Source organism: Thalassoglobus sp. JC818 (genome assembly GCF_040717535.1).
Taxonomy (GTDB): domain Bacteria; phylum Planctomycetota; class Planctomycetia; order Planctomycetales; family Planctomycetaceae; genus Thalassoglobus.
Genome location: NZ_JBFEFI010000007.1, coordinates 38,233 through 59,974, shown reverse-complemented (window position 1 = coordinate 59,974; position 21,742 = coordinate 38,233). Strand labels below are relative to the sequence as shown.

Here is a 21,742-nt window from a genome sequence, read left to right as displayed (position 1 = left end):
GATTCAGAGAGAGATCACTGTTACGGCAAAGCGAATCAGGCCACGTGCCGACGTTCTCGAAGCCTGGCGATCGAAGCTCCTGTCCCGAACAGCAAGGTCAGGATTCCGACTCCTCCTCCGAGCAGCCACAGCCGCTGAGCCACTTCTTGACGTGACCATCGCCGATGAAGCGATTCTCGCACCTCTTTATCGACGTTGAGTTTCCAGTGAACCTGATAGACCTCTGACGAAAGCCCATCAACTTCGAATGGCCAGGTCACAACAACTGCTTCCTTCAGAGCAAACGCATTCGCGAGCAATTCACGCGTCACAACCGTCGGATACCGATCGTGGGGTTTCGAACGGAGCACTTGCTGAACCATGGAAGTCGCAATCGGCCAGAGTTCTCTCTCTGCTTCTTCCACTGTTGAATACCGTTTTGACGTCAGTCGGACTTCGTCATTAGCCGGGATCACTTGCTGGTCTTGACTGGTGCTGGAAGCCCATTCCGGCAATTCAGACATCCGCTCGACGTGCCGATGGAGTCCGGTGTATTCAATTCTTTGGATTTCCTTGGGTTCCGGTATTCTTTCGAGCGAGGCGACTTCCTCTTCGGTGACGGGAATTTGAGTCGTAACGAGACTGCCCTCAATCACCGGATCGGGGGCAATCACTCCACCTTCGTAAGCATCCCATTCTGCCGGGCGCGCAATTTGATACTGCCCGGTCGACCACTGCTCTCCCGAAATGTTCGGGCTCATTTTCGTACTTGAAATGCCGAACATCGTGCCGAACAGCAGCAGTCCCAAAACAGCTGCAAACACGAGCGCCGGAGCTTTTCTTGCACCCCAGAAGACGACCGAAACACCGAGCAGAAACACTCCAAATGCGGCGATCAAACCGATCCAGGTAAAGGAAACATCCTGATAAATGACTGTGGCAGGATGTTTTGCTCCTGTTGAGTTCGAGTCCAGACTCTCTTCGGCAGAAGCATCCACTTCCTCAAGAGGTTGCGGTGTCTCAGGCATCGGTGGAGTGGGGGGATTCGAGGCTTCGTACAATTCGTTAAGCGAAGAATCCGCCGACGAGCGATTGACGGCAAGCGCCAGTTTTTCAGCCGCCATCGCTTGTTGGAGGGCTGCCTCGTGCCTGGCTGCATCAGCAGTCTGATGCCGTGCATAGAGCACGACTGCCCCGATGCCGATGACCACTTGAAGTCCGAACAGAGTGACGATCAGCCCCAGCCAACGTGACTCTCCGGTCGAATTGACAGACTTCACGAGCCAGGCGATGACGCCGCTCACAACTGCCATAACAATGAGAAATTCAATCATCGAAAACACCTGAATGTCCCCTCAAGATGCATTGATTCTTACGCAATATTGCGAGACTTCTGCTTCGAGCGCCAGTCATCGAACGGACTCGAGAGTTGTGTCACACAGGCAATGATCACAGCCAGAGCCATTCCGAACTGAGTCGGGAAGGCAAACACCGTCGTTGTCAGCCATGCAACAAAGACGACTCCAATGACTGCCGCGATGCTGAAGCGGTCTTTCCGGCGAGGGGAAGACAACTGCTGCCAGTTCGCAAACGAAAACAGCACGGCGAAGAAGGCCATGAATCCAATCCATGATGGAACGCCATCGATGAACAGCGACTGGTCTCCCAAACGACTGAAGATCGCTCGAGAAGGAGTGCCGAGATCCGCAACCATCAGGAATTGCTCAATCAGATACACCACGACGCCCACGAACAAACCAGCCAGGCCGTAGTGATATCGGGAAATCCTTCGGAACCGATTCTCAGGTGCTCTGAGAATTGAAAACGGAATCGAAATCAGCACCCAGCTGGAGAGAATGGAAGCGAGTGCAAACAATCCGATATTCGCCGGGTCAACCTCACTCAACGATCTCGCCCCGCCCAGCAAGGAAGGTTTGAGGGCTGCGAGACAGGTAATCAGCATCACTGAAATCGGAACCGTGAGGAACATCGATCCCAACAAATCGCCGGTCGTTCCCCATGATTGCCGCACTCTCGGTGGCTGCGGTTGTGGCGTAGAGACTTTCACAGCTGCAGCTTGACGAACTTGATTCAGCTTGGACTTCTTCTCCGCCTTCTTGCTGTTGGAATACGCAATCAGCCCACTGAAGAAGAGGATGGAAACGACCATGGGGAAACTGAGATCCCATCCGAAAACGGTTCCCATGCCGAGCAGTCCCAATCCGCCGAAGGCCACGCCTTTCACCCAGGCAGGAGTCGGACCACAAGCGGTTCCACATCCTTTGCTTCCCTTTTTTCGATGAGTCTGCCCCTCTCGAAGCTGAGCGTAACCAGCGGTTGGACTTCGCAGGCGATCTGGAACACGGGCATGTCCAGGAGCATCAGGAACTTCTTCAGTCGACTTCGGCGAAGAGACTCCCAGCACTGCTTCTTCGAATGCTCGCTGCAATGCTTCAACACGAGAGAAGCGTTCTTTGGGATCTTTTTGAAGTGCTTTCTCGATGACCGGCCGAATTCTCGGTGGAAGTGGCGAGAGATCCGGAGGTTCGCTGAGATGCTTCATCAGGATTTCCCCGGTCGATTCGCCATCAAACGGGAGTTTCCCGGTCAACATTTCATAGAGAATGATTCCAATCGCGTAGATATCGACTTCACGTCCGTATCGTCCTTTGGCAACTTCGGGAGCCATGTAGTGAACGGTTCCAACGCTTTGAGTTTGAGCGCTGTGCCGACTGGGAGCGATAAACTTTGAGAGCCCGACGTCCCCAATTTTGACGACCCCGTTCTCCATAAACATGTTGGCCGGCTTCAAGTCTCGATGAACAAGCCCACGACTATGGAGATAGGTCATCCCGTCAGTCAATCCCCGCAGCCAACTTCGAACGGTTTCGACAGGCATCCCGGAAGACTGACGTCGAAGAGTTGTGTCGAGAGTTTCCCCCGCGATGTACTCCATGATGATCCAATGATCTCCATCGCCATCCTGACGAACGTCGAAGATGGTGACGAGATTCGGATGCGAGAGATTCAGGCACTGCTGTACACCACGGAGTTCGACATCCGTATTGTGCTGCAGCAACTTCAAAGCCACTTCCCGTCCAGCATCAGAAAGCGCGTAGTACACCTCTCCGAATCCACCTCGATAGATCGCACGTTTGATCGTGTATCCTTCGAGGGGTCTTGACTCTGGTGCAAAAGTGAATTTCATATCCTTGCTCGCTCTTTCCGCTCGCCGACTCGAGGGGTGACCGTTCGCAATCCGGGACGAACTCATCTGACCGGACTCACCGGTTTGAAGCTGTGCTCAACAATGCAAGCCTGCACAACTCCGCTCTTAGTTTAATACGTTTCATCAGGCTCCCTGGATCATTCTTTTGCGTCCTGCTTGCATGGCAATGTCTTGTTTCAAACTTCAGGAAGGTCGATCGCTTCCACATGGAACGACCAGTCTTCCCCACTGAGGATTTCACCGGGATGACACTCTACAACTTGCGGAGTCTCACGCCCGCCCCCTGAACTGTCTGCCACCGATGATTCGCGAGCAGACACTTTGCAAAAGAGTGAGCTTCCACGTTCAAAGATGACGATGTCTCGCTGCCAGTTCTTGCAAACAATATGGCTCTGACTCCCAGCCCCCAACAGGCAGGTCTTTTCCAGAAGAATGATCCCGTCGAGACTGCTGGCGAAGCGATGTCCACTCTCCAGAGTCAAACGGGCTGAACCGCTGAGAGGAGATGGGAGGCAGTACTTCATCAACACTTCATCGCCCAATTGGATTGTTGTCTCGTTTGAGAGAGGCACTGCTGAAACCTGATCAATATTCCCAACCCGTACGTTTCCTCGTGGTTCCAGAATGAACGATCCATCCTCTCGCGAGAAACTCGCATGTTTTGATCGCAGATCCGCAAAAATTCCGACGTGTTCTGATGACTGACTTTCCCCGCTGTCCAGGGCCACTGGACGGACGGGCTGCATACTTCCCACCGTGAGATGCTGTGATCGACTGATCAACCAGCACCCAACTCCGTCAATCCACAGGCGAACGGCCGGACGAACGTTCTGCATCAGTTCACCATTCTCCCTGTCTCCATTTCGCCAACCGCTACCCTCTCGCGAATCCATTTGCCTGCCACTCTTCCATCCAATCGCCGCCTTGAGTGCAACACCGTTGAGAACGCTCATCAGATTAACTCGCACTACTCAACACCAAACATTGCAGCTCATCGAACAACTGGCGTCTCAACGTTCCAGTCTGCTCAAGATCCATCTTCTCCAACATTACCTTCCTTCGAAAGCCAACTCAGTCTGCGGAAGAATCCGCTCGATCAAAGTGATCGAGCGGATGTTGAGCTGACCAAAATCTTTTTGAACCGTGAGCATCTTGCTCTCGAACTGATAGCACTCTTTCCTGATCACTTCGTGTGGGACTCGCCTTTGAAAATGCTTCAGGTGAGTGCACAGGTCAGAGCAACCAGCTTTAGTCGGTCACTTGAACGAAGTCCTTTTTGTGGCGATTTCCGAAGTAATCTTCCACAGCATTGGCGATGTTCTCGTTGTCGACTTCAATGTTGTTCTCGACCGGAATCAATCCCGAAAACTCTCCATCAGCGGCAAGCACGGCATCTTCCACATCGAGTCGCTTGTCAATTGTACTGATCAATGACTTGACCCGGTTCAATTTTGAGTCATCAACCTGGATGCTGGCAATCTGCTTACGTGAGTTGATCGTTCGCAAACGAGCTTCCAATCGTTCCAGTTCAACTTCGAGGCTCTTACGCTGTGAGAGCATTCCCTCGAGCGTTTCGCGATGAGCGAAGAGCGCCTGTTCTTTTGTTCGCAACAAGTCTTTTTCTCGATCGAGAGTTTCTTGTGCAACTTTGAACCGATCAAAGCGTTCTGCGAGGTCCTTCTCAACTTCGCGTTGCTTGTAAGCTCGGCCAGCGTAAACGAAGTGCGAATCGCCCGACTTCAAGTCAGCAGAAAGCGACAGGATGGCTTCCTCCTGGCTGGCGAGTGATTCTTCTCGCTTGACGATCGATTCCTGAAGTGATGCCACTTCCACCTGTTCTTCTGCGATCAGGTGCATCGAGCGACGAACTTCAGGCACGAGCTGCGCGACTTCCTGACGAGCCCGCTCAATTTCAAACTCAAGCGGCACTTCGCTGCGAATCCGCTTCTGAGCGGTATGCATTCCGGTGCGAAGATAGCTGAAGGCTGATCCTCCAAACACCAATCCACCGATTGCGGCGGCTGTCATTGTTCCGAGTGCGAGTTTCTTAAGCATGTGTATCTCCTTGTTTGGTCAACTCTTGAATCAGGGCCAACTCACCAGCTGTCCCGTATCACAAAAAGTAATTCGCTGAGCTCGCCAGAACATTAGAAGAAACAGGCAGGATTTCCCGAAAAACAACCTCAACACTTAACCCCTTACTCCACAGTCACTTACCACTCTTCCTGTCAAATCTTTCGGATTATTCGCATCGAATCAAGTGCGCAATTGGAACGCATTTCTCCAGATTCCCACATCAAACGCATTCTCCAATGCCACCTCAAAAATCGCCCTCTCTACCCATATTCTCACGGTAGAACCGCTCCGAATCCGGCGATATAGGTAAACAGGGGAGACAAATACACCAGAGGACCGACAACGTGGCATCGACTGACGAGAAAAAAGTGAAACTTTGGACCCCGCCTGCAGATTCACCCAGCCACCAATCGAAGTTGATGGCAATCGCCTCTCGACTGAGTTCTCCCCTGCGAGTCTCAGCCCTCATGATTAGCGTCATCACGATGCATCTGCTCGTCGTTCAACCGCTCGTCGAACGCGTCGACCGGTTGCAAGCCGAAATTCACGACGTCGATTCGACTCTTTCCGAGGTCGCTGACCATCGACACTCACTCTCGGAAACGAACGACCTGTTGAGCCAACTCAAGTCGCAACATGAAGAAGTCGCCCGAGCGCGGGCGACCGTTCGACAACTCGAACAACTCCGCCGTGAAATCGTCCTCGAATCTGAACGCATCCCGGAAACAATCCGCGCCGTCGCCCGCCTGAAACAACTCCCAAACTTGCCGGCCTCGCAGCCTCACAAGGGCATCCTCTCGCCACAGCTCAGCACGACTACGGAAAGGGAATCCCCGATCGGTGCAACAGCGCGATCAACACCGCAAGCTGTGTTCGCAAGCACTTCCGCTCCGATCATGCAGTCCGCCCAAACAGAGCAACAGAACGAACAGCTTCTGATGACAGCCAGCCTCCCGGAACTCTTACCCATCCAGGAAATCATCAAGCACCCCGCCCTCAGCGAAACCACCAGCCACGACTCACCCGCTACTGTCCAAAGAGTCACAGACGGATGGACAATGCAGATTCATCCTCAGTAGCCTCAACTCATCGACTTCGTGATGTTTCTAGTTACATCAGCGAAAGCAGAGTCGGAAATCCGATCTCTCGAAGAATCGGGCAGATTGGGCTAAACAGATTGTCGCGTAGATAGAAAAACATCGGGTGACTCGCGAAAGCACTCAGACGGCGATCACTCTTCGATGACTTGATATCTCACGAACTCATCGAATGGAAAATAGTCGTCAACGATCACCGATTTGCAGTCTTCGCGACCATCGACCACAATCTTCACCATCCCTGGTCCACCTTGAATCTCAGCGTGATCCGCCAAGACAACATAACCAGGGCCACTTCTCGCAACGCTGTATTGCACGCCGTTCACATGCAACTCCATCTGAACATCGGCCGAAAAATTGGAGCGAAGCAGGCGGTTCATGGGAGACTTCGACGAGAGTTATTTGGAAAGGGCACACGACTATTGCGCCCAACGAACCAAAAAGATTAATGAGAAACTCGGAGGAGGACAAGATGGAGATGTCTTCAAAACGTCAGAAGGTACTGCGGTAAAAGTCTTCAAATACAAGAACTTGTTTCAAAGAGAATGTGAGGTTTACACGAGAATCTTTGAAGAAAAGATCGCAGATCTCATCGGAAAGGAGAACTTCAACATCCCAACACTCTTGGAGTACGACGACACACTCGGAATCATCGAAATGGAGATCGTCCAACCTCCATACATCCTTGACTTTGCTGGAGCATCTCTCGACAGCCCAAAAGACTTGACGGAGGATCAGCATATCGAATGGGAGCTCGAAAATATTGATCGTTTTGGTGACAGTTGGGACCGCGTTCAAACCGCTCTCGCAATTTTCCGAAGATTCAAAATCTACCTCTACGACCTGAGCCTCAACAACATTAGACCATGGTGAAGTCCTGTCGTTCTGGAGGCGTACTCATGAAAATTCCAGCACTCCCTGTGATACAAAGGTTCAATTGTTGTTCCGTCACCGGCACAATGTCCGAGCCAGATTGAGTCTCGTCTTGCCCAGTCGAAAAATCGACCCATAACTGAAGAACTCATCTCTCTCATTGCAACCTCGACGAAGTCAAATGGACTATGCGAGAGCTAGTTCAGATTGTCCGCGAGGTCGGAGCGGACGGGTTCGATGCGTGACATGCCGGAGATGCGGATCAGGATGAGGCGTTCCAGGCCGTTTTCGGAGTCGGCCACGAAGAAGTGCCCTCCAATGTCGCCTTCGTCGCTGCTTCCCAGACCGAGAGCGAGAATTTCCTGCTCGTTGAGTTCTGCGGTGATTCGATCGGAATAGAGCGTGACTCGCTGTTGACTCTCCTGATAAATCCAATCCTGCTCCCTTGGTGTGGGTCGGGCTGCCATTGGGCCGTGCTGAATTTCAGGAATCACGACGAGCCGAGTCCATCCGTCCTCGACCTTGTCTGCTTGAATTCGGAAAATTGCACGCCCCAGACGCATTTCGAGTGGACGTGCGGTGTCCTGATCCGGGCGATGAATTACCGTCCCGTCAGGAATTTCGGACGCAACGACGAGTGTTTCCTGACCAGCCGGGATTGTGTACCGCTGCATCACCACACGTCGAGTTGGATCATTTTCGTCGGAGAGTGACATCAGCACAGCCAGCGGTCTCGGTGGACGAGAGGCACTCATCGCAACCCGAAACCCGTCGTTTTCGAGTTGTCGTGCTGAATCAGGATCGAGAGTATGGACCGAATGGAGGGACGACCAGAGCCGGTCCCCGATCATCGGATCACCCTTTCGGCGATCGACGAAATAGACTTCGATTTCAATCGCGTTCCGTGGCCCAACCAACGGTGGCAAACGATGTTGCGCCTTCGACGAATCCGGAAACAGCGCAGTGCAGCCCGCCCCGCCGGCGATCATCATGACGGCCAGCAAATAGAGTCGGGCGATAGTCCACATCCATGTGGAGTGCTGCATTGGGATCAAAACGCTCAGAACAGGGGGACAGGAAGCGGTTTCTACCCCGATTTTGCATCTCTGGTCAACGCAAATCGATGCAACAGCGATCGATGTCGCAATTGCTGCCGAATGCTTCGTAACCATCGGCCACAGTTCATCTTGCCGACAACACAGCTATTGCAGTAAACTCCCGCCCTCGTCACTTTTAGTTGCTTGTTCAGGATGAACTGCGACGCCATCTATGTTTCGATCCTTTGCCCGAAGCCTCATGCGACTCGTGGCAGCCTGCGTGCTGTTGGTGCTCATCTTGTGCGCGGGCGAAGTCTGGTTGCGATCTCAACGCGTTCGCACCGCTCTTTCGAAACCACCTCCGACGTCTGTCCAGTTGACGAGACCGAACACGACGACTTATCTCGAAGTCATTCCGCTGATCGAACAAACGGTTGGCGATCCCTCGACCAATCAATTCACAATTCGAACCAATGAGTTTGGTTTGCGCGGTGCGTCCGTAACCATCCCGAAACCAGCGGGAGTTTATCGCATCCTCTGCCTCGGAGCTGACGATGTTTTCGGAAGCACGATTCGGGAAGAGAAGACCGTAGCCGGCCAGCTGCAGACGCTGTTTCATCAGGCTGGACTCAACCATGTGGAGGTCTTGAACGGAGGTTGCCCCGGGAGCGGACCGCTCACGAATTACCTGAGACTTCGCCAGTCGCTGGTCATCTTGGAACCGGATCTCGTCGTTTACGCGATTTCCCCGTCCGATCTGCCGAACGACAGTGACCTGACTGGCGGGTTGACTCTTTGCGAAAACGGACACCCGGCTTTTGCTCGTCATCCGACTTGCAGTGCTGAACAAGAGAATCTACTCGCAACCCTGACCGAAGAGTTTGTGATTGCCTCCTGGCTGAGCGAGAACTCAGCAGCCATCACCGGCTTCGATCCGCCTGCGAAAAACAACGCTCGACCAGTCGTCCCCAAAGATTTGGAGCTCGGAATCTCTGCGTTCCTTGAAATGCAGAACCTGCTTGCTGCGTTTGACTGCAAGCTTCTCGTTTCCGTTCTTCCGAATAGTTCTTCCGATGTTACGACAGGAGATAAAGTCCCTGAGCCGGCACGCGAATTGACCGCCCGACTACAACAGGCCATCACAAATCTCCAGCTCGAGAATAGCCTGTACGTCGATGCACAAAACGACGCTCCGAATGCGGCGATTTCCCTGGCCACTCCGGGAAAAGGTGAACCAATGTCCGCCGAGCAAATGGCTGCTTACACACATCGACTCGGAACCTTCCTCGCGAATCACTTCTCGGAAGCCCTCCGAAATCCAACTCCTCGGGATACGTCCCCACCAGCCCGCTTTCCTACGGAACTAACCGATCCTGGCTTAAGCCCAATCATTCGATAGCAGCCACAACGATTTCGCACCATCTGCTTTAGTTTCACCCACGGAAATTTTCAGTGCTCCCCAGTCACGAAGAACAAGACGACGATCCACTGTTTCCAGCAGACAGCGACGACTTGTCACTCACAGAAATCGAAGAAGCTTACCTGCGGGCGCTCGAAACGGCCGACGCTGCGGACGCGATGTTCCCAGACTCACTAGACAACGGCATCGCTCCAGCGGACACGAACGACTCCGTTCCTGCGGAAGCGGTTGCTGAATCCACTTCAGCAGCGGAGCCTCAGCCCAACGCAGTCGACGACCCTCGACCGGATCTCAGCGAGACCGTCGAGTTAGACTCTTCGACTCCGACAACTGTGGCCCAAGTGATTGAAGCACTGTTGTTCGTAAGTGATCATCCAACGCCTGCGAAGCGAATTGGTGAAACGCTCGGCGGATCGAATGGACCGGAAGAAGTCGACCAGGAGATTCGCTCGCTGAATGCACGATATGAATCTGAGGGGCGCCCGTACGAAATTCATCTCGTCGAAGGCGGCTATGTAATGTCGTTGCGTAAAGCCTTCGAACCTGTCCGTGAGCGGGTCTACGGACAGGGACCGAAAGAGGTGAAACTCAATCAGGATGCGTTAGAAGTTCTGGCTTTCATCGCTTATCGCCAGCCCGCTACTCGTCAACAGATTGAAGAAACCGGAAAAGAGAGAGCCGGCGGATTCATTCGCCAACTGCTTCGCCGTCAATTGATTCAGCTGGTCCGTGGAAACGACTCCAGCGAAGACGCATACACCACCACGCCAAGATTCCTCGACCTGTTCGGCCTTGCTTCGACTGAAGATTTGCCCCATGCAGAAGACTTCTCTTTCAAGTAATGCGTCGCGATCAGACGTGGTCATCGCCGAAACCAAAAAAGAAATGGTCCTCGCAAGACTGCACTCAGGCAGTACGAAGACCATTTCAATGACTTAAGAGAGACGATCAGTTCCGCCTACCGCAGTGCTCGACGTTCTCGGCGGCGATTTGCTGTCCGCTCGCCGTTCATCTCAGAGATTCGAATCGGCATCGCGACGTCGAATCCACCGTTTGCATTCGGTGTCGGAGCAGGCGTCGTTTCCGGCGTTGGCTCAGGAGTTCGTGAGCCGACAATCTGAGGCTGAGTTGTAGCGGATTCACGAGGCACTTCAGCCACTCTCATTGGATGGTTCGCTGAGACATCTTCGCCGTGTGGCTCGTTCGTGCTCGCAGCCAGTTCCGGTGCTGGGCCTGGTGTGTAAGCTGGATTGACTTGCTCTCGATAAAGCACGAGTGCATGCAATGCGTGATACAAACCGCCGACTTTCTTTCCGTCGATCGGAACTCGTGCACTCTGCACGAGATCATTGCACAGCGTTTGAACTCCGACACGAATCCACTGTTCGTTGAGGCGACTCTTGGGAAGTGCGACCATCAACCATTCAAGCATATGACCGGAGTAGGTGAGTCGTTCGCTCACGTCGGCACTGTAACCGGTTGACTTGAACCAGTTGGTCGCGAAAGAGCCATCTCGATTCTGCATTCTTTGAGCGGTGACAATGTATCGCTGCAGTTTTTGATCGGCTTCGAGCCAAGCTCCACGCAGCTGGCCATGTTTTTTCAGGTAAGCATTACGGGCAAACGCGAGAGCGAACATTCCGTGAGTTCCGCCGCACGCAGCATTGTAAGGAGAGGCAGCAACCTGCATTCGCACGAGTCGTTCCATGCTCCAGGGCTCATCATCGTTGTTCATCCACTCTTCATCCTGGTCGACGTATCGTGACAGGAACCAGAGGGTCCAGGTGATTTCTTCGAGAGAATTCACATTCTTTTTCGCGTGGTCAACCATTTCCTGCATGGTGATGTGCTGACCGGATGCGGTTTTGAATTTGTAATCGAGCGGGAGATTACACATTGAGATAATCGCCAGACTCTGATTGACGTGGCCTTCAAACTCGTACGGAGTTCCGTTGTACGGATGGATGCGGCCACCGTCTTTGGTCTTTTCAATCCAAGGGACTCCGCGGAATTTTCCACGGTCTGCAATCCAGTCGAGAGCGCTGACCTGCTGTCCCTGATCGCGGACAATGAAGTCTCCTCGCAGAGCCAGAAGCCCGTGCAAAACCTGCCAGGGAGTATGAGCGTTTGCGTCGAGGTATCGCCGACTTGTCAGCGCGATTGTTCGATCGACCATTTCGTTGAGAGGATCAACCTGAGCCGCACTGGCTGCGGGCAACGCTGCTGGAGAGCTGGTTTGAGCGTAGAGATTTGGGCTGCCAATGGCTCCAATGAAGCCCAACGAGGCGCAGATGACCCACACCCGTTGACGGAGACAGGAACTCGCTGCACCGATCTTCATCCCAACAATCTCACCCGCTGTTGCCCCTACCAATTCAGACTTCTCCGTCGGCACTCTCAATTGCAAAAACCACATAGCCTGTCAATCCTCGGACGTTGGTACCGTTTTACACTTTGTGCATGTCATGAAACCCGTCCGATGGGTTTGGTGGGCCTCCTCCTGAGAAGTGTTGAGCACTCAGAGGAGATCGGCCAAAGCGATGGGTGGAGTGGATAGCGTTTTTGAGAATGTCAAGCATTTTGTCGAGTCCCTCCAGCAATTTCGGAATACTCAACTTGAGGATGATTCGAATATCCGGAGCAATTCGATCGTTCGGGACCGTTTCACGAACAATCCGAAAGACAGGCAAAATAGGCAAGCATCTCGTCCGCACAATGTGCACACTAAACATGGGAAAAGAGAGGATTTTGCGAGTTCCCTATCAAGTTCCGAGCCCGTTCCAGCACAATCCTTCATAGTACCTTATAAAGTGGTATAACGTCAGAAACCCCGATTCTCTGACGCTCACACATCTCAACACACGTCATCAATTCTCTCTGAACGAAGGTCGCTCGTTTGGGGAACTTCAGTGAACACCGAGGAATCACATGTGCGGTATTGTTGGCTATCTTGGCAAACGTGATGTCACTCGATTCTTGATCGAAGGACTGCACCGGCTGGAGTATCGCGGATATGACAGTGCAGGGATCGCGGTCGGAAAAGATGGACAGATTTCCGTACGCAAGAAAACCGGCCGAGTTGGCGAACTGGCAGCGCTTGTCGACACCTCGCCGATCTCTGGAACTGTCGGAATTGGCCACACTCGCTGGGCAACTCATGGTGAGCCCAACGACAGCAACAGCCACCCTCACATCGGAGGAGATGGATCTCTGGTTTTGGTGCACAACGGTGTCATCGAGAACTATTCCACGCTGAAACAACAACTGTGCCAGCTGGGCTATCGCTTCGAAAGCGAGACAGACACCGAAGTCGTCGCCCATCTGATGGCACACCATCTGGCAGAACAGGTCAAACTCGGATCAGATCCGGCAGAAGTCGAAACTTGCCTGGCTGCGATTGAACTGACACTCAAAAAGCTGAAGGGAACTTACGGGGTTGCCGTCCTCTTCCGCGATTGCCCAGACACTCTCATCGCTGCCCGAAACGGAAGCCCGCTTGTGCTCGGAATTGGCGATGACGAATTCTTCATCGCGAGTGATGCGAGTCCGCTGATTGGCTACACCGATGAAGTCGTTTATCTCGCGGATCACGAAATCGCCGTTCTTAATTCCGATGGAATGCAGGTCATTCATCGAGATTCCGGTCGGCAATCTCCAAACATTCAGACTCTGAACCAGGTCTCTGCTGATATCGATCTCGGCGAATACGAACACTACATGCTCAAGGAGATCTTCGAGCAGCCCACGACGATCGAAAACGCCATGCGGGGCCGTCTCAACTACGATGAAGCGACAGCCATCTTCGGTGGCCTCAACCTCTCCTCTCAACAGCTGCGACAAATTGACCGGATCGTTCTGACCGCTTGCGGAACGAGTTGGCACGCAGCCCTCGTCGGTGAATACCTCATCGAAGAGTTCGCGCGTATTCCCGTCGAAGTCGAATACGCTTCTGAGCTGCGGTATCGCAATCCACCGATGAGCGATCAGACAATGGTCTTCGCCATTACACAAAGTGGAGAAACCGCCGACACACTGGCTGCAATGAAGGAATGCAAACGTAAAGGCCACACCACGATGGCGATCTGTAACGTCGTCGGTTCGACGATCGCCCGCGAAGCTGATGGAGGAATCTACCTGCACGCCGGACCGGAAATCGGAGTGGCGTCGACGAAAGCCTTCACATCACAGGTGACTGTCCTGACGTTGCTGGCACTCTATCTCGGGCGAATGCGGCACCTGTCCTACAGTGCTGGGCAGAACATTATTCGGAAGCTCAAAGATATCCCGAGACAGGTCGAGAAGGCACTCGAGTGCCATAACGCAGTGAAGTCGATCGCGGAAAAATACGCGTCGATGAACAACTTCCTATATCTCGGTCGGCTCTACAACTTCCCTGTTGCACTGGAAGGTGCGCTGAAGCTCAAAGAAATCAGCTACATCCACGCGGAAGGCTATCCAGCTGCGGAAATGAAGCACGGACCGATCGCCCTCGTTGACGAACAAACCCCAAGCGTTTTCATCGTGCCGCGCTGCGGAATCTATCCGAAGGTGATTTCAAACCTGCAGGAAGTGAAAGCCCGAAAAGGTCCCGTGATTGCTATCGCTTGCGAAGGCGATGATCGCGTCGCGGAACTCGCAGACGATGTCATTTACGTCCCTGATGTCGATGAATGCCTGCAACCGCTCGTCGCTTCAATTCCACTGCAGCTACTCGCGTATCACATTGCCATTCTCCGAGACTGCAATGTCGACCGACCGCGAAATCTCGCCAAGAGCGTGACCGTCGAATAAGCGCAAAGCACTTCTTCGAAATGGGGGAAGACTGCGCATGCGTTCTTCGGAATTTACGCGCACTCCCTGCGCGAACTCGGAAAACGAATTGCGTCCGCGTTTTGAAGAGTTCTTGAATCTTGAGCATCCTCAGATTTCGTTTGCTCACTCTCGCACGAGCAAACAAAGACTTTTGTTTGATGAAACAGCACAAGCGAGTGCACCGGCAAGAGCCACTCGCACTAGTTTTCGAGTGGCCAATCGCCAGAGAAGACTTCAGTCGCTGGGCCGGTCATGTAGACGTCTCCAGACTCTGCCCACTCGAGGGTTAGGTCTCCCCCGGGAAGATGACACAGCACGGTTCGCTCGGTCAGACCATTCAACACGGCAGCGACGGCAGATGCACAGGCTCCAGTACCGCAGGCTTGCGTCTCGCCGCTTCCCCGCTCCCAAACCCGCATGATCATCTCGCTTGGTGAGACGATCTGAATGAACTCGGCATTGACGCGGTTCGGAAACGCCGGGTGAATTTCAATATGTGGGCCGACTCCGTGAACCCATTCGTCAGTGATCTCGTCGACGAAGGTAATGCAGTGCGGGTTTCCCATTGAAACACACGTCACTTCCAACGTCTTGCCGCCAACGCGGAGAGGCTGTCGCAACGGGGGAGCACCTTCCAACTTTGTCGGAATTTTGGAAGCTTCCAGAATCGGTTGACCCATGTTGACGCGAACCTGGGTCGCTTTCTGATTCTCAATCGTAAGTTGAACTGTGAGAACTCCATTCCCGGTCAGAATCTTCATTTCTTCGCGGGGAGCGATTCCATGGTCGTAGGCGTATTTGGCAACGCAACGAATTCCGTTGCCACACATCTCTGATTCACTCCCATCGGCATTGAACATTCGCATTTGAACGTCGGCTTCATCCGTGGGACAAATGAGAATCAACCCGTCGCCGCCGATTCCGGTATGCCGATCACTGACAGCCCGAGCCAGTGCCGGCAGATCTTCGGGGAGTGTTTCCTCGAAGCAATTGACGTACACATAGTCATTTCCGGCGCCGTGCATCTTTGTGAATTTCAATTCCGCACCTCTTCCAACAATACTCATCAGTTTTGCGAGCTTCGAGCAAATCACAGCCAGTTCGAAGGAGTGCCAGCGATGGATTCAGCCGTCGACAAACTCACTTCAGAACGATGACACAGCTGAAGACCAAACAGTTCGCGTGACCCCCGCATCGCGGACTACGAGATGCAGGGGCCGATTGCTTCATTCGATCCTCTCAACGCGCGATCAATACGAGTCCGCGCGGCGGTAAGCATCAATCACAGCTTGTTCACCCTCTTTGCCCTTCTGAGAGTTACCGTGTTCCATCCCGATGATGCCCTCAAAACCCTTCTTGTGGAGATGACCAAACACATTCAGGTAATTGATCTCGCCAGTTCCGGGTTCTTTTCGACCGGGATTATCGCCGGACTGCATGTAAGCAATCTCGTCCCAGCAGGCATCGATATTGGGAATCAAATTGCCTTCTGTGATCTGCTGATGATAGATGTCGAACAGAATCTTGCATGACGGACTGTTCACTGCCTTACACAGTGCATATGCCTGATCGGAATCGCGAAGGAAGGTCCCACCGTGATTGGCATGCCAATTCAACGGTTCGAGCACCATCACCAATCCGTGCGGTTCCAGAATTCCGGCACACTGCTTCAAGAGTTCAATCACATTGGCAGTCTGATAGCCTTCCGCGAGACGCGGGCCGCCGTACTTGTTCCAATTTCCTGAGTTGGCCGACTGCTGATCGACCGACCCGGGAACGACGGTCATCCACTTCGCATTCACGCGTTTGGCCACTTCGACCGAGGCTTTGATTTCTTCAAGAACTTCATCCCAGCGATTCTGATTCTTCACTGCGAAGACAGGTTCATCGAAATTCGCGTAAGCAACGAAGACGCCCATTTCCAGATTGAGATCTGTCATCGCCTTGGCGACGCGGTTCTGATCCTCGACTGAACGACCTTTCATGCCGTTGTCTTCCCAGGCACGAAATCCCTGGTCAGCACCGAACTTCAATTGATCGACCAGATCATTGCCGGCGGAGTTTTTGAACATGCCGAAGTGGGGAGCATACTTCAATTTGAAAGGCGCGGAACTTCCGCCGTCCTGAGCTGAAGCGGAAGTGTTGGTCATTGCGATCACTGTTGAAGCTGCGCCTGCAGCAGCCAGAAACTCTCGGCGTTGCATGAAAGTTCTTCCAAATGAGAGATGTATACTGATCCGATTCTGTCATCCGCGTCGACTTTGAATTCGTCCGAACGCGGCTCGTGACTCACGGTGTCGATCGAGACCTTGCCCGATTCACACTTTGAAAAGTCACTTCTAACAGATTTCGATTCAACTCTCACCTATCTGGCAGGCGTTGAAATTGATTCGCACGACGAGAGGCGCCACTCACCATCAAATGCCGATTGGGTGAGTGGGTTGAAACTTCAGAATCTCAACTAAAACGCCTGAACTGCTGGGACAACCTGCACGACTGAGGGAGCAGAGCCTTGCGGGGTGCTCGCTGAAGCTGGAAGCATTGGGGCTGACGATTGAACAGGAGCCCAGTCTCCGGAAGACATCTGTGGTTGCTCAACCGGCTGACCTGGGAACGCTCCTTGTGGGGCGTAGCCCGTTGAGTGGAAGACCATGTTTTGACCAGGCATCTGGTTCTGTCCCGGCATACTCCCTGACTGCGGGTGATAGCTGGCGTTACCGTTTTCAGGAATCAACTGAGGCTCTGGAACTCGCAATTCTGGAAATGCCCCGTTTGTCTGAGTCGGCATTGGTTCGGCAGTTGGAGTCCACATTTGAGGAGCGGCCTGCGTCGGCTGAGGTCCCGAGAATCCGCCGGACATTGGAGCACTCGCCATTGAGTACTGCGGCGAAACAACTGGTCCCCCCATCATGGTCGGGTCGGTCCGAGGCATCACGTTCGCCATCCGAACCGATGGAGGAACTTGATTCAGATAGTGGGAAGACGTCTGTCCTTGAAAGCCCTGATGACTCGCCATTTGCTGACTCATCATGGGCTGTCCTGCAAATTGAGGCCCCTGCGAATATGGTTGACTGACGACGGGAGGTGGTCCCATCGGTCCACGGTGTGAAACATAGCCAGCAGAATGAGGCTGAGCAGAAAACTGAGCCTGCTGGGCTCCGCCGTAACCCGCTCCGCCGTATCCAGCACCCGCAAATTGTCGGGCTCCGGGGTTGTATGGTTGAGTATCAGCCCACGCTGTCAGCAATTGGCTGGCTTCATCACTTCGCCCCTGTTCCTGCAACATCGACGCCAGTCCGTGATATGACGGTTGATGGCTCGGATCGATTGTGAGTGCGTGCTGGAACATTTCCTCCGCGTTCTCAATCTCTCCTTGTCTTTCCATCGTTTTGGCGACGTTGAACGCATAGTTGGCGTTGTGAGGCGAATCCATGAGCGCTCGCTCGAATTCGTAGCGAGCGAACTCGTAGTTCCCTTTGTTGTAGTATCGCTGTCCGGAGCGATTCATCAGATATCCGTTGGCTGCTCCGCAACCGGACAGTGCCGACGACAATGTGATCCACGCGACCGCCAAAATCGCGATTCCAAATCGCGACAGGTTCCATCTCAGGTGCTCTTGCACGTGAGTGTTGCTCTTTGCGGCAGCAGTGAATGTTTTTGACGTTCGGCGACAGTCAGACATGTTCGTTCCCTTCCAAAGTGGAGTTGAACATTTCAAATGGCGAATCGAGGACCGCTTCGCCGGATGTGATGGCGAGAAACTATGAAAACTTCTGAATCTTCGGCAGATTGATTTGAAGTTTCGAGCCGAAATCGCCGACAGAAGGCCCCTTGCCCCGCCTGCTTCGGCAAATCTCGCTGGTCACACCAACTTCGAACTCACCGTGCGTTGCCAATGGACGGACGAACACCTTTTGTGTACCGTTCCGTTATTCTCAACATGGAGGGAACCAATGGTTCGGGAGACAGTATTCTCTGCCGATGGCGATGACGACGAAGATGATCTGGGCGAAGGACTCGATATCCGCCGAGATTTTGACGTCGACGCCCGCGAGATCGACGAACGTCTTCGACCGCAAAGGCTGGAAGACGTCATTGGTCAGACGCAAGTTGTCGAACGTGTCCGCGTCATGCTGGACGCAACCCGTAAGCGAAACGACACCTTAGGCCACATTCTCTTTGACGGCCCTCCGGGAATCGGAAAGACAACCCTCGCCACGGTGATCCCGAATGAACTGGGAGTCGACCTGCAAATCGCTGCGGGACCTGCTCTTGATGCTCCCAAAGATTTGCTGCCGTATTTGACGAACGCCTCTCATGGGTCCGTGCTTTTCATTGACGAGATTCATCGATTGCGGCCAGCCGTCGAAGAGTTTCTCTACCCAGCAATGGAAGACTTCCGGATCGATATCGCACTCGGAGAAGGACTCAATGCCCGCACAATTAACATGCAGCTGAAGCCATTCACTATCATCGGGGCGACAACACGAGCGGGAATGTTGACAGCTCCCATGCGCGACCGCTTCGTCTATCGGGAGCATCTCGACTTCTACGAACCAGACGACCTGATCGAAATCGTCCGAAGAAATGCCGTCAAATTGAAAACCAACATCACCGATCAGGCAGCCTCGGAAGTGGCACGACGCAGCCAGGGAACTCCTCGAAAAGCGAACAACATCCTCCTCCGAACTCGAGATTTCGCCACGCTCAAAGATCCGAATGGCGAAATCACCACCGAGATCGCAACCCATGCCATGAAAATGCTGGAGATTGATTCGCTCGGGCTCGAACGGCAGGACCGCCGGTATCTCAAGATCATCGTCGACGTTTTTCAGGGCGGACCAGCCGGGCTGCGAGCGATTGCTCACAGCTTATCAATTCCGGCAGATACACTTGAAGATGATATTGAACCGTTCCTCCTGCGAACCGGGTTGATTCAGCGGACGCCACGCGGGCGCATTGTGACACAACGCGGATATGATCATCTCGGCGAAAGCCCCGGCCCCGGTCTTCGATCTCAGTTCTAGCACGCGACTCAGAACAGACGTGGTCAATGCATGTTTCGCGAAACCATGAAAATTGTCTCACAGAAAAATCTGCAATCATGGACGGGCGGATGACAGCGTGAGGAGGTCCCCTCTATACTCTGAAACATCCCGAGCCACTCTTTAAGTGCTCAGCTGATGAGTGGCGTTCGACTGACGGGATTGATGATTTAACCTTTTTACTGATCCCCACAAAGGACTCGATTCATGCCGATGCAGGGATTGCAGAATTTGGACCGTCGATGGATTTTCCTGTTGATGGCAATTGCTGTGGCAGTCCCAATTCTGTTTGGACTCCAGTTCCCGGAGTCTCCCAGCCAACTCGCCCGGGACGTCTTCAACGAGATTGAAATGCTCGAAGAAGGTGACAACGTTCTCATGGCGTGGGACTACGACCCGTCGACAGAAGGGGAGTTGGGACCGATGGCGATTGCGTTCGCCCGACATTGCTGTGAGAAGAAGGTCAACATGTTCTTCATCACACTGCTGCCGGTCGGTCCGCAGATGATTGAAAAGGCGATCACTGAAGTCATCCAGAAGGATTTTCCCGATCTCGTCTACGGGCAGGACTACGTGAACCTCGGCTACAAATCCGGGTACGAGGGAGTCATCAAGGTCATCGTCACCGACTTGAAGGGCCTCTACACCACTGACGCTCGCGGCACCAACATTGATCAGATTCCGATGTGCAAGCCGATCAGCAGCGTTCAGGAAATGGACCTGATCGTCAACGTCAGCGGTTCCTATCCCGGTAGCAAAGAATGGGTTCAGTATGCCGTGACGCCGCATCAGGATCAGATCCGGATGGTGGCTGGCTGCACAGGAGTTCAAGCTCCCCTGCTCTACCCATACATTCCCGGTCAGCTAAAAGGCCTCCTCGGTGCGATCAAAGGAGCGGCTGAGTACGAAGCGTTGGTCGTCAATGAGTATCTGGGAAGTGACCCTGATCAGCTTTACCTGGAAGCCAAACGACGCATGGGGCCACAGCTTGTCGCTCACCTCTTGATGATCGGATTGATCATTGCCGGAAACGTGATTTACTTCCGTCAGCGACGTCTCTCTTCGCCGCAACAGAATTGAGACGAATCTCTTTTTCTTTCAGTGAACACTTCCGCTGCATTCCGGTTTCCTCAACATCGTTATGAATCCTCCATCCACACAAGTTGTGCCGTCGGACGCGACATCGTTCTGGGTTAAGTTCAAAGAACTGCTCAGTCTGATTCGTTTCAGCCATACACTGTTCGCACTTCCATTCGCGTTGATGGCTGCATTGCTGGCGTGGAGGACTGTGCCGTTTGAGTTCCGCGACCTGATCGGCCTCGTGCTCTGCATGATCTTTGCTCGCTCGGCCGCGATGGCCTTCAACCGAATCGCTGATCGCAAAATCGACGCGGAAAACCCGCGAACTGCTGGGAGACATCTGCCTGCCGGGACGATTTCATTGAAGATCGTGATCGCGTTCACCATCGTCTGCAGCCTGGGATTTATCCTGTCGACGCTGCTGTTCTGGCCGAACCGCTGGCCGCTGTTTCTGTCCGTGCCCGTCTTGCTCTTCCTGATGAGCTACTCGTACTCGAAGAGATTTACGTCACTGTGTCACTACTGGCTCAGTGCTGCTTTAATGCTCTCACCCATTGCAGCCTGGATCGCAATCACGGGCACGATTGCCTGGCCGCCGATTCTTTTAGCGGCCGTCATTTTCTTTTGGGTTGGTGGCTTCGACATCATTTACGCGACTCAGGATGCTGAGTTCGACCGGGAAAAGAGCCTGTTTTCAATCCCCTCTCGTTTCGGTGTGAAGAACGCTTTGAAGATCGCGTTCTTCAGCCACGTCCTCACCGTTGTCTGTCTTCTGGCACTGTGGGCTGTCTCGGGACTCGGCACGATCTTTCTGATCGGCGTGATTCTTGTGAGCGGGCTCCTCATCTACGAACACTGGATCATCAGCCCTTCGAATATGAGCCGCGTCAACGTCGCCTTCTTTCACATCAACGCACTGATCAGTGTCGGACTGTTGTGCGTGACGATCGCCGACATTCTCATCGTGGAGACGCTCGGGCCAATTTCGACACCGTTCAACTATCCGATTCAGCAGGAGACCATCGACGAAGTCCCTTCTTCTCAATCGGGTCTTCAACTCTCACCTGTTCCGAATCAAGAAGACGAAACGTCTC

Annotated in this window: 18 protein-coding genes and 1 pseudogene; 8 read left to right on the top strand and 11 right to left on the bottom strand. The window is 53.3% G+C overall.

The window, feature by feature from the left end:
• Positions 1 to 35 precede the first annotated feature (35 nt).
• From AB1L42_RS18145 to AB1L42_RS18130, 4 genes are all read right to left on the bottom strand, one after another.
• Positions 36 to 1,313 (bottom strand): hypothetical protein, encoded by a 1,278-nt coding sequence (locus AB1L42_RS18145; RefSeq protein ID WP_367059228.1) that lies wholly within the window; start codon positions 1,311 to 1,313, stop codon positions 36 to 38.
• 38 nt (positions 1,314 to 1,351) lie between these two features.
• Complete coding sequence (locus tag AB1L42_RS18140; protein ID WP_367059225.1) at positions 1,352 to 3,187, bottom strand: serine/threonine-protein kinase; 1,836 nt, start codon at positions 3,185 to 3,187, stop codon at positions 1,352 to 1,354.
• A 197-nt stretch (positions 3,188 to 3,384) separates the two neighbouring features.
• Positions 3,385 to 4,161: a hypothetical protein gene (locus AB1L42_RS18135; protein ID WP_367059222.1), complete on the bottom strand. Its 777-nt coding sequence runs from the start codon at positions 4,159 to 4,161 to the stop codon at positions 3,385 to 3,387.
• Between the two features lie 295 nt (positions 4,162 to 4,456).
• On the bottom strand, positions 4,457 to 5,263 hold the full coding sequence (locus tag AB1L42_RS18130; protein WP_367059219.1) for a hypothetical protein: 807 nt from the start codon (positions 5,261 to 5,263) through the stop codon (positions 4,457 to 4,459).
• Positions 5,264 to 5,628: 365 nt separating this feature from the next.
• On the opposite strand from AB1L42_RS18130, the gene AB1L42_RS18125 reads away from it, so the two are divergent.
• A complete protein-coding gene (locus AB1L42_RS18125; protein ID WP_367059216.1) occupies positions 5,629 to 6,363 on the top strand; it encodes a hypothetical protein in 735 nt (244 codons plus the stop codon).
• A gap of 152 nt (positions 6,364 to 6,515) precedes the next feature.
• Here AB1L42_RS18125 and AB1L42_RS18120 read toward each other — a convergent pair whose 3' ends face one another.
• The gene (locus AB1L42_RS18120; protein WP_367059213.1) at positions 6,516 to 6,761 is read right to left on the bottom strand and encodes a hypothetical protein; all 246 of its coding nucleotides are present in this window, start codon (positions 6,759 to 6,761) and stop codon (positions 6,516 to 6,518) included.
• Between AB1L42_RS18120 and AB1L42_RS18115 the strand changes: the two genes are divergently transcribed.
• Positions 6,760 to 7,254, top strand: a complete 495-nt coding sequence (locus AB1L42_RS18115) for a hypothetical protein (RefSeq protein WP_367059210.1) — start codon at positions 6,760 to 6,762, stop codon at positions 7,252 to 7,254. The two genes, AB1L42_RS18120 and AB1L42_RS18115, sit on opposite strands and share 2 nt — an antisense overlap.
• Before the next feature lie 197 nt (positions 7,255 to 7,451).
• Here the strand turns inward: AB1L42_RS18115 and AB1L42_RS18110 are convergent, their stop codons facing one another.
• Positions 7,452 to 8,300, bottom strand: a complete 849-nt coding sequence (locus AB1L42_RS18110; RefSeq protein ID WP_367059207.1) for a hypothetical protein — start codon at positions 8,298 to 8,300, stop codon at positions 7,452 to 7,454.
• A 223-nt stretch (positions 8,301 to 8,523) separates the two neighbouring features.
• Here AB1L42_RS18110 and AB1L42_RS18105 point away from each other — a divergent pair, with 223 nt between their 5' ends.
• Both AB1L42_RS18105 and AB1L42_RS18100 read left to right on the top strand, forming a co-directional pair.
• Entirely contained in the window at positions 8,524 to 9,690 is a 1,167-nt protein-coding gene (locus tag AB1L42_RS18105) for a hypothetical protein (RefSeq protein ID WP_367059204.1), read from the top strand.
• Positions 9,691 to 9,743: 53 nt separating this feature from the next.
• Positions 9,744 to 10,553 carry an SMC-Scp complex subunit ScpB gene (locus AB1L42_RS18100; RefSeq protein WP_367059201.1) on the top strand — a complete coding sequence of 270 codons (810 nt, stop codon included), beginning with the start codon at positions 9,744 to 9,746 and terminating at the stop codon, positions 10,551 to 10,553.
• Between the two features lie 116 nt (positions 10,554 to 10,669).
• Here the strand turns inward: AB1L42_RS18100 and AB1L42_RS18095 are convergent, their stop codons facing one another.
• The gene (locus tag AB1L42_RS18095; RefSeq protein WP_367059198.1) at positions 10,670 to 12,127 is read right to left on the bottom strand and encodes a hypothetical protein; all 1,458 of its coding nucleotides are present in this window, start codon (positions 12,125 to 12,127) and stop codon (positions 10,670 to 10,672) included.
• A gap of 31 nt (positions 12,128 to 12,158) precedes the next feature.
• Entirely contained in the window at positions 12,159 to 12,410 is a 252-nt protein-coding gene (locus AB1L42_RS18090; RefSeq protein WP_367059195.1) for a hypothetical protein, read from the bottom strand.
• 229 nt (positions 12,411 to 12,639) lie between these two features.
• On the opposite strand from AB1L42_RS18090, the gene glmS reads away from it, so the two are divergent.
• Complete coding sequence (gene glmS, locus AB1L42_RS18085) at positions 12,640 to 14,502, top strand: glutamine--fructose-6-phosphate transaminase (isomerizing) (protein WP_367059192.1); 1,863 nt, start codon at positions 12,640 to 12,642, stop codon at positions 14,500 to 14,502.
• Positions 14,503 to 14,723: 221 nt separating this feature from the next.
• Here glmS and dapF read toward each other — a convergent pair whose 3' ends face one another.
• The 3 genes from dapF to AB1L42_RS18070 all read right to left on the bottom strand — a co-directional run bounded on the left by dapF (position 14,724) and on the right by AB1L42_RS18070 (position 18,205).
• Positions 14,724 to 15,563 carry a diaminopimelate epimerase gene (gene dapF / locus AB1L42_RS18080; protein WP_367059189.1) on the bottom strand — a complete coding sequence of 280 codons (840 nt, stop codon included), beginning with the start codon at positions 15,561 to 15,563 and terminating at the stop codon, positions 14,724 to 14,726.
• A 210-nt stretch (positions 15,564 to 15,773) separates the two neighbouring features.
• A complete protein-coding gene (locus AB1L42_RS18075) occupies positions 15,774 to 16,727 on the bottom strand; it encodes a TIM barrel protein (RefSeq protein ID WP_367059186.1) in 954 nt (317 codons plus the stop codon).
• A 257-nt stretch (positions 16,728 to 16,984) separates the two neighbouring features.
• A complete protein-coding gene (locus tag AB1L42_RS18070) occupies positions 16,985 to 18,205 on the bottom strand; it encodes a tetratricopeptide repeat protein (RefSeq protein WP_367059183.1) in 1,221 nt (406 codons plus the stop codon).
• Between the two features lie 271 nt (positions 18,206 to 18,476).
• Here AB1L42_RS18070 and ruvB point away from each other — a divergent pair, with 271 nt between their 5' ends.
• From ruvB to AB1L42_RS18055, 3 genes and pseudogenes are all read left to right on the top strand, one after another.
• Positions 18,477 to 19,550, top strand: a complete 1,074-nt coding sequence (gene ruvB / locus AB1L42_RS18065) for a Holliday junction branch migration DNA helicase RuvB (protein WP_367059180.1) — start codon at positions 18,477 to 18,479, stop codon at positions 19,548 to 19,550.
• Positions 19,551 to 19,775: 225 nt separating this feature from the next.
• The gene (locus AB1L42_RS18060; protein WP_367059177.1) at positions 19,776 to 20,648 is read left to right on the top strand and encodes a hypothetical protein; all 873 of its coding nucleotides are present in this window, start codon (positions 19,776 to 19,778) and stop codon (positions 20,646 to 20,648) included.
• 61 nt (positions 20,649 to 20,709) lie between these two features.
• Positions 20,710 to 21,597: pseudogene (locus tag AB1L42_RS18055) on the top strand (UbiA-like polyprenyltransferase); the annotation flags it as partial.
• Between the last annotated feature and the right edge of the window lie 145 nt (positions 21,598 to 21,742).

Bases quoted from the DNA above. Each gene is read 5' to 3' on its own strand.
- AB1L42_RS18145 (WP_367059228.1), bottom strand. From the start codon at position 1,313: ATGATTGAATTTCTCATTGTTATGGCAGTTGTGAGCGGCGTCATCGCC.
- AB1L42_RS18140 (WP_367059225.1), bottom strand. From the start codon at position 3,187: ATGAAATTCACTTTTGCACCAGAGTCAAGACCCCTCGAAGGATACACG.
- AB1L42_RS18135 (WP_367059222.1), bottom strand. From the start codon at position 4,161: ATGAGCGTTCTCAACGGTGTTGCACTCAAGGCGGCGATTGGATGGAAG.
- AB1L42_RS18130 (WP_367059219.1), bottom strand. From the start codon at position 5,263: ATGCTTAAGAAACTCGCACTCGGAACAATGACAGCCGCCGCAATCGGT.
- AB1L42_RS18115 (WP_367059210.1), top strand. From the start codon at position 6,760: ATGGGAGACTTCGACGAGAGTTATTTGGAAAGGGCACACGACTATTGC.
- AB1L42_RS18120 (WP_367059213.1), bottom strand. From the start codon at position 6,761: ATGAACCGCCTGCTTCGCTCCAATTTTTCGGCCGATGTTCAGATGGAG.
- AB1L42_RS18110 (WP_367059207.1), bottom strand. From the start codon at position 8,300: ATGCAGCACTCCACATGGATGTGGACTATCGCCCGACTCTATTTGCTG.
- AB1L42_RS18105 (WP_367059204.1), top strand. From the start codon at position 8,524: ATGTTTCGATCCTTTGCCCGAAGCCTCATGCGACTCGTGGCAGCCTGC.
- AB1L42_RS18095 (WP_367059198.1), bottom strand. From the start codon at position 12,127: ATGTGGTTTTTGCAATTGAGAGTGCCGACGGAGAAGTCTGAATTGGTA.
- glmS (WP_367059192.1), top strand. From the start codon at position 12,640: ATGTGCGGTATTGTTGGCTATCTTGGCAAACGTGATGTCACTCGATTC.
- AB1L42_RS18075 (WP_367059186.1), bottom strand. From the start codon at position 16,727: ATGCAACGCCGAGAGTTTCTGGCTGCTGCAGGCGCAGCTTCAACAGTG.
- AB1L42_RS18070 (WP_367059183.1), bottom strand. From the start codon at position 18,205: ATGTCTGACTGTCGCCGAACGTCAAAAACATTCACTGCTGCCGCAAAG.
- ruvB (WP_367059180.1), top strand. From the start codon at position 18,477: ATGGTTCGGGAGACAGTATTCTCTGCCGATGGCGATGACGACGAAGAT.
- AB1L42_RS18060 (WP_367059177.1), top strand. From the start codon at position 19,776: ATGCCGATGCAGGGATTGCAGAATTTGGACCGTCGATGGATTTTCCTG.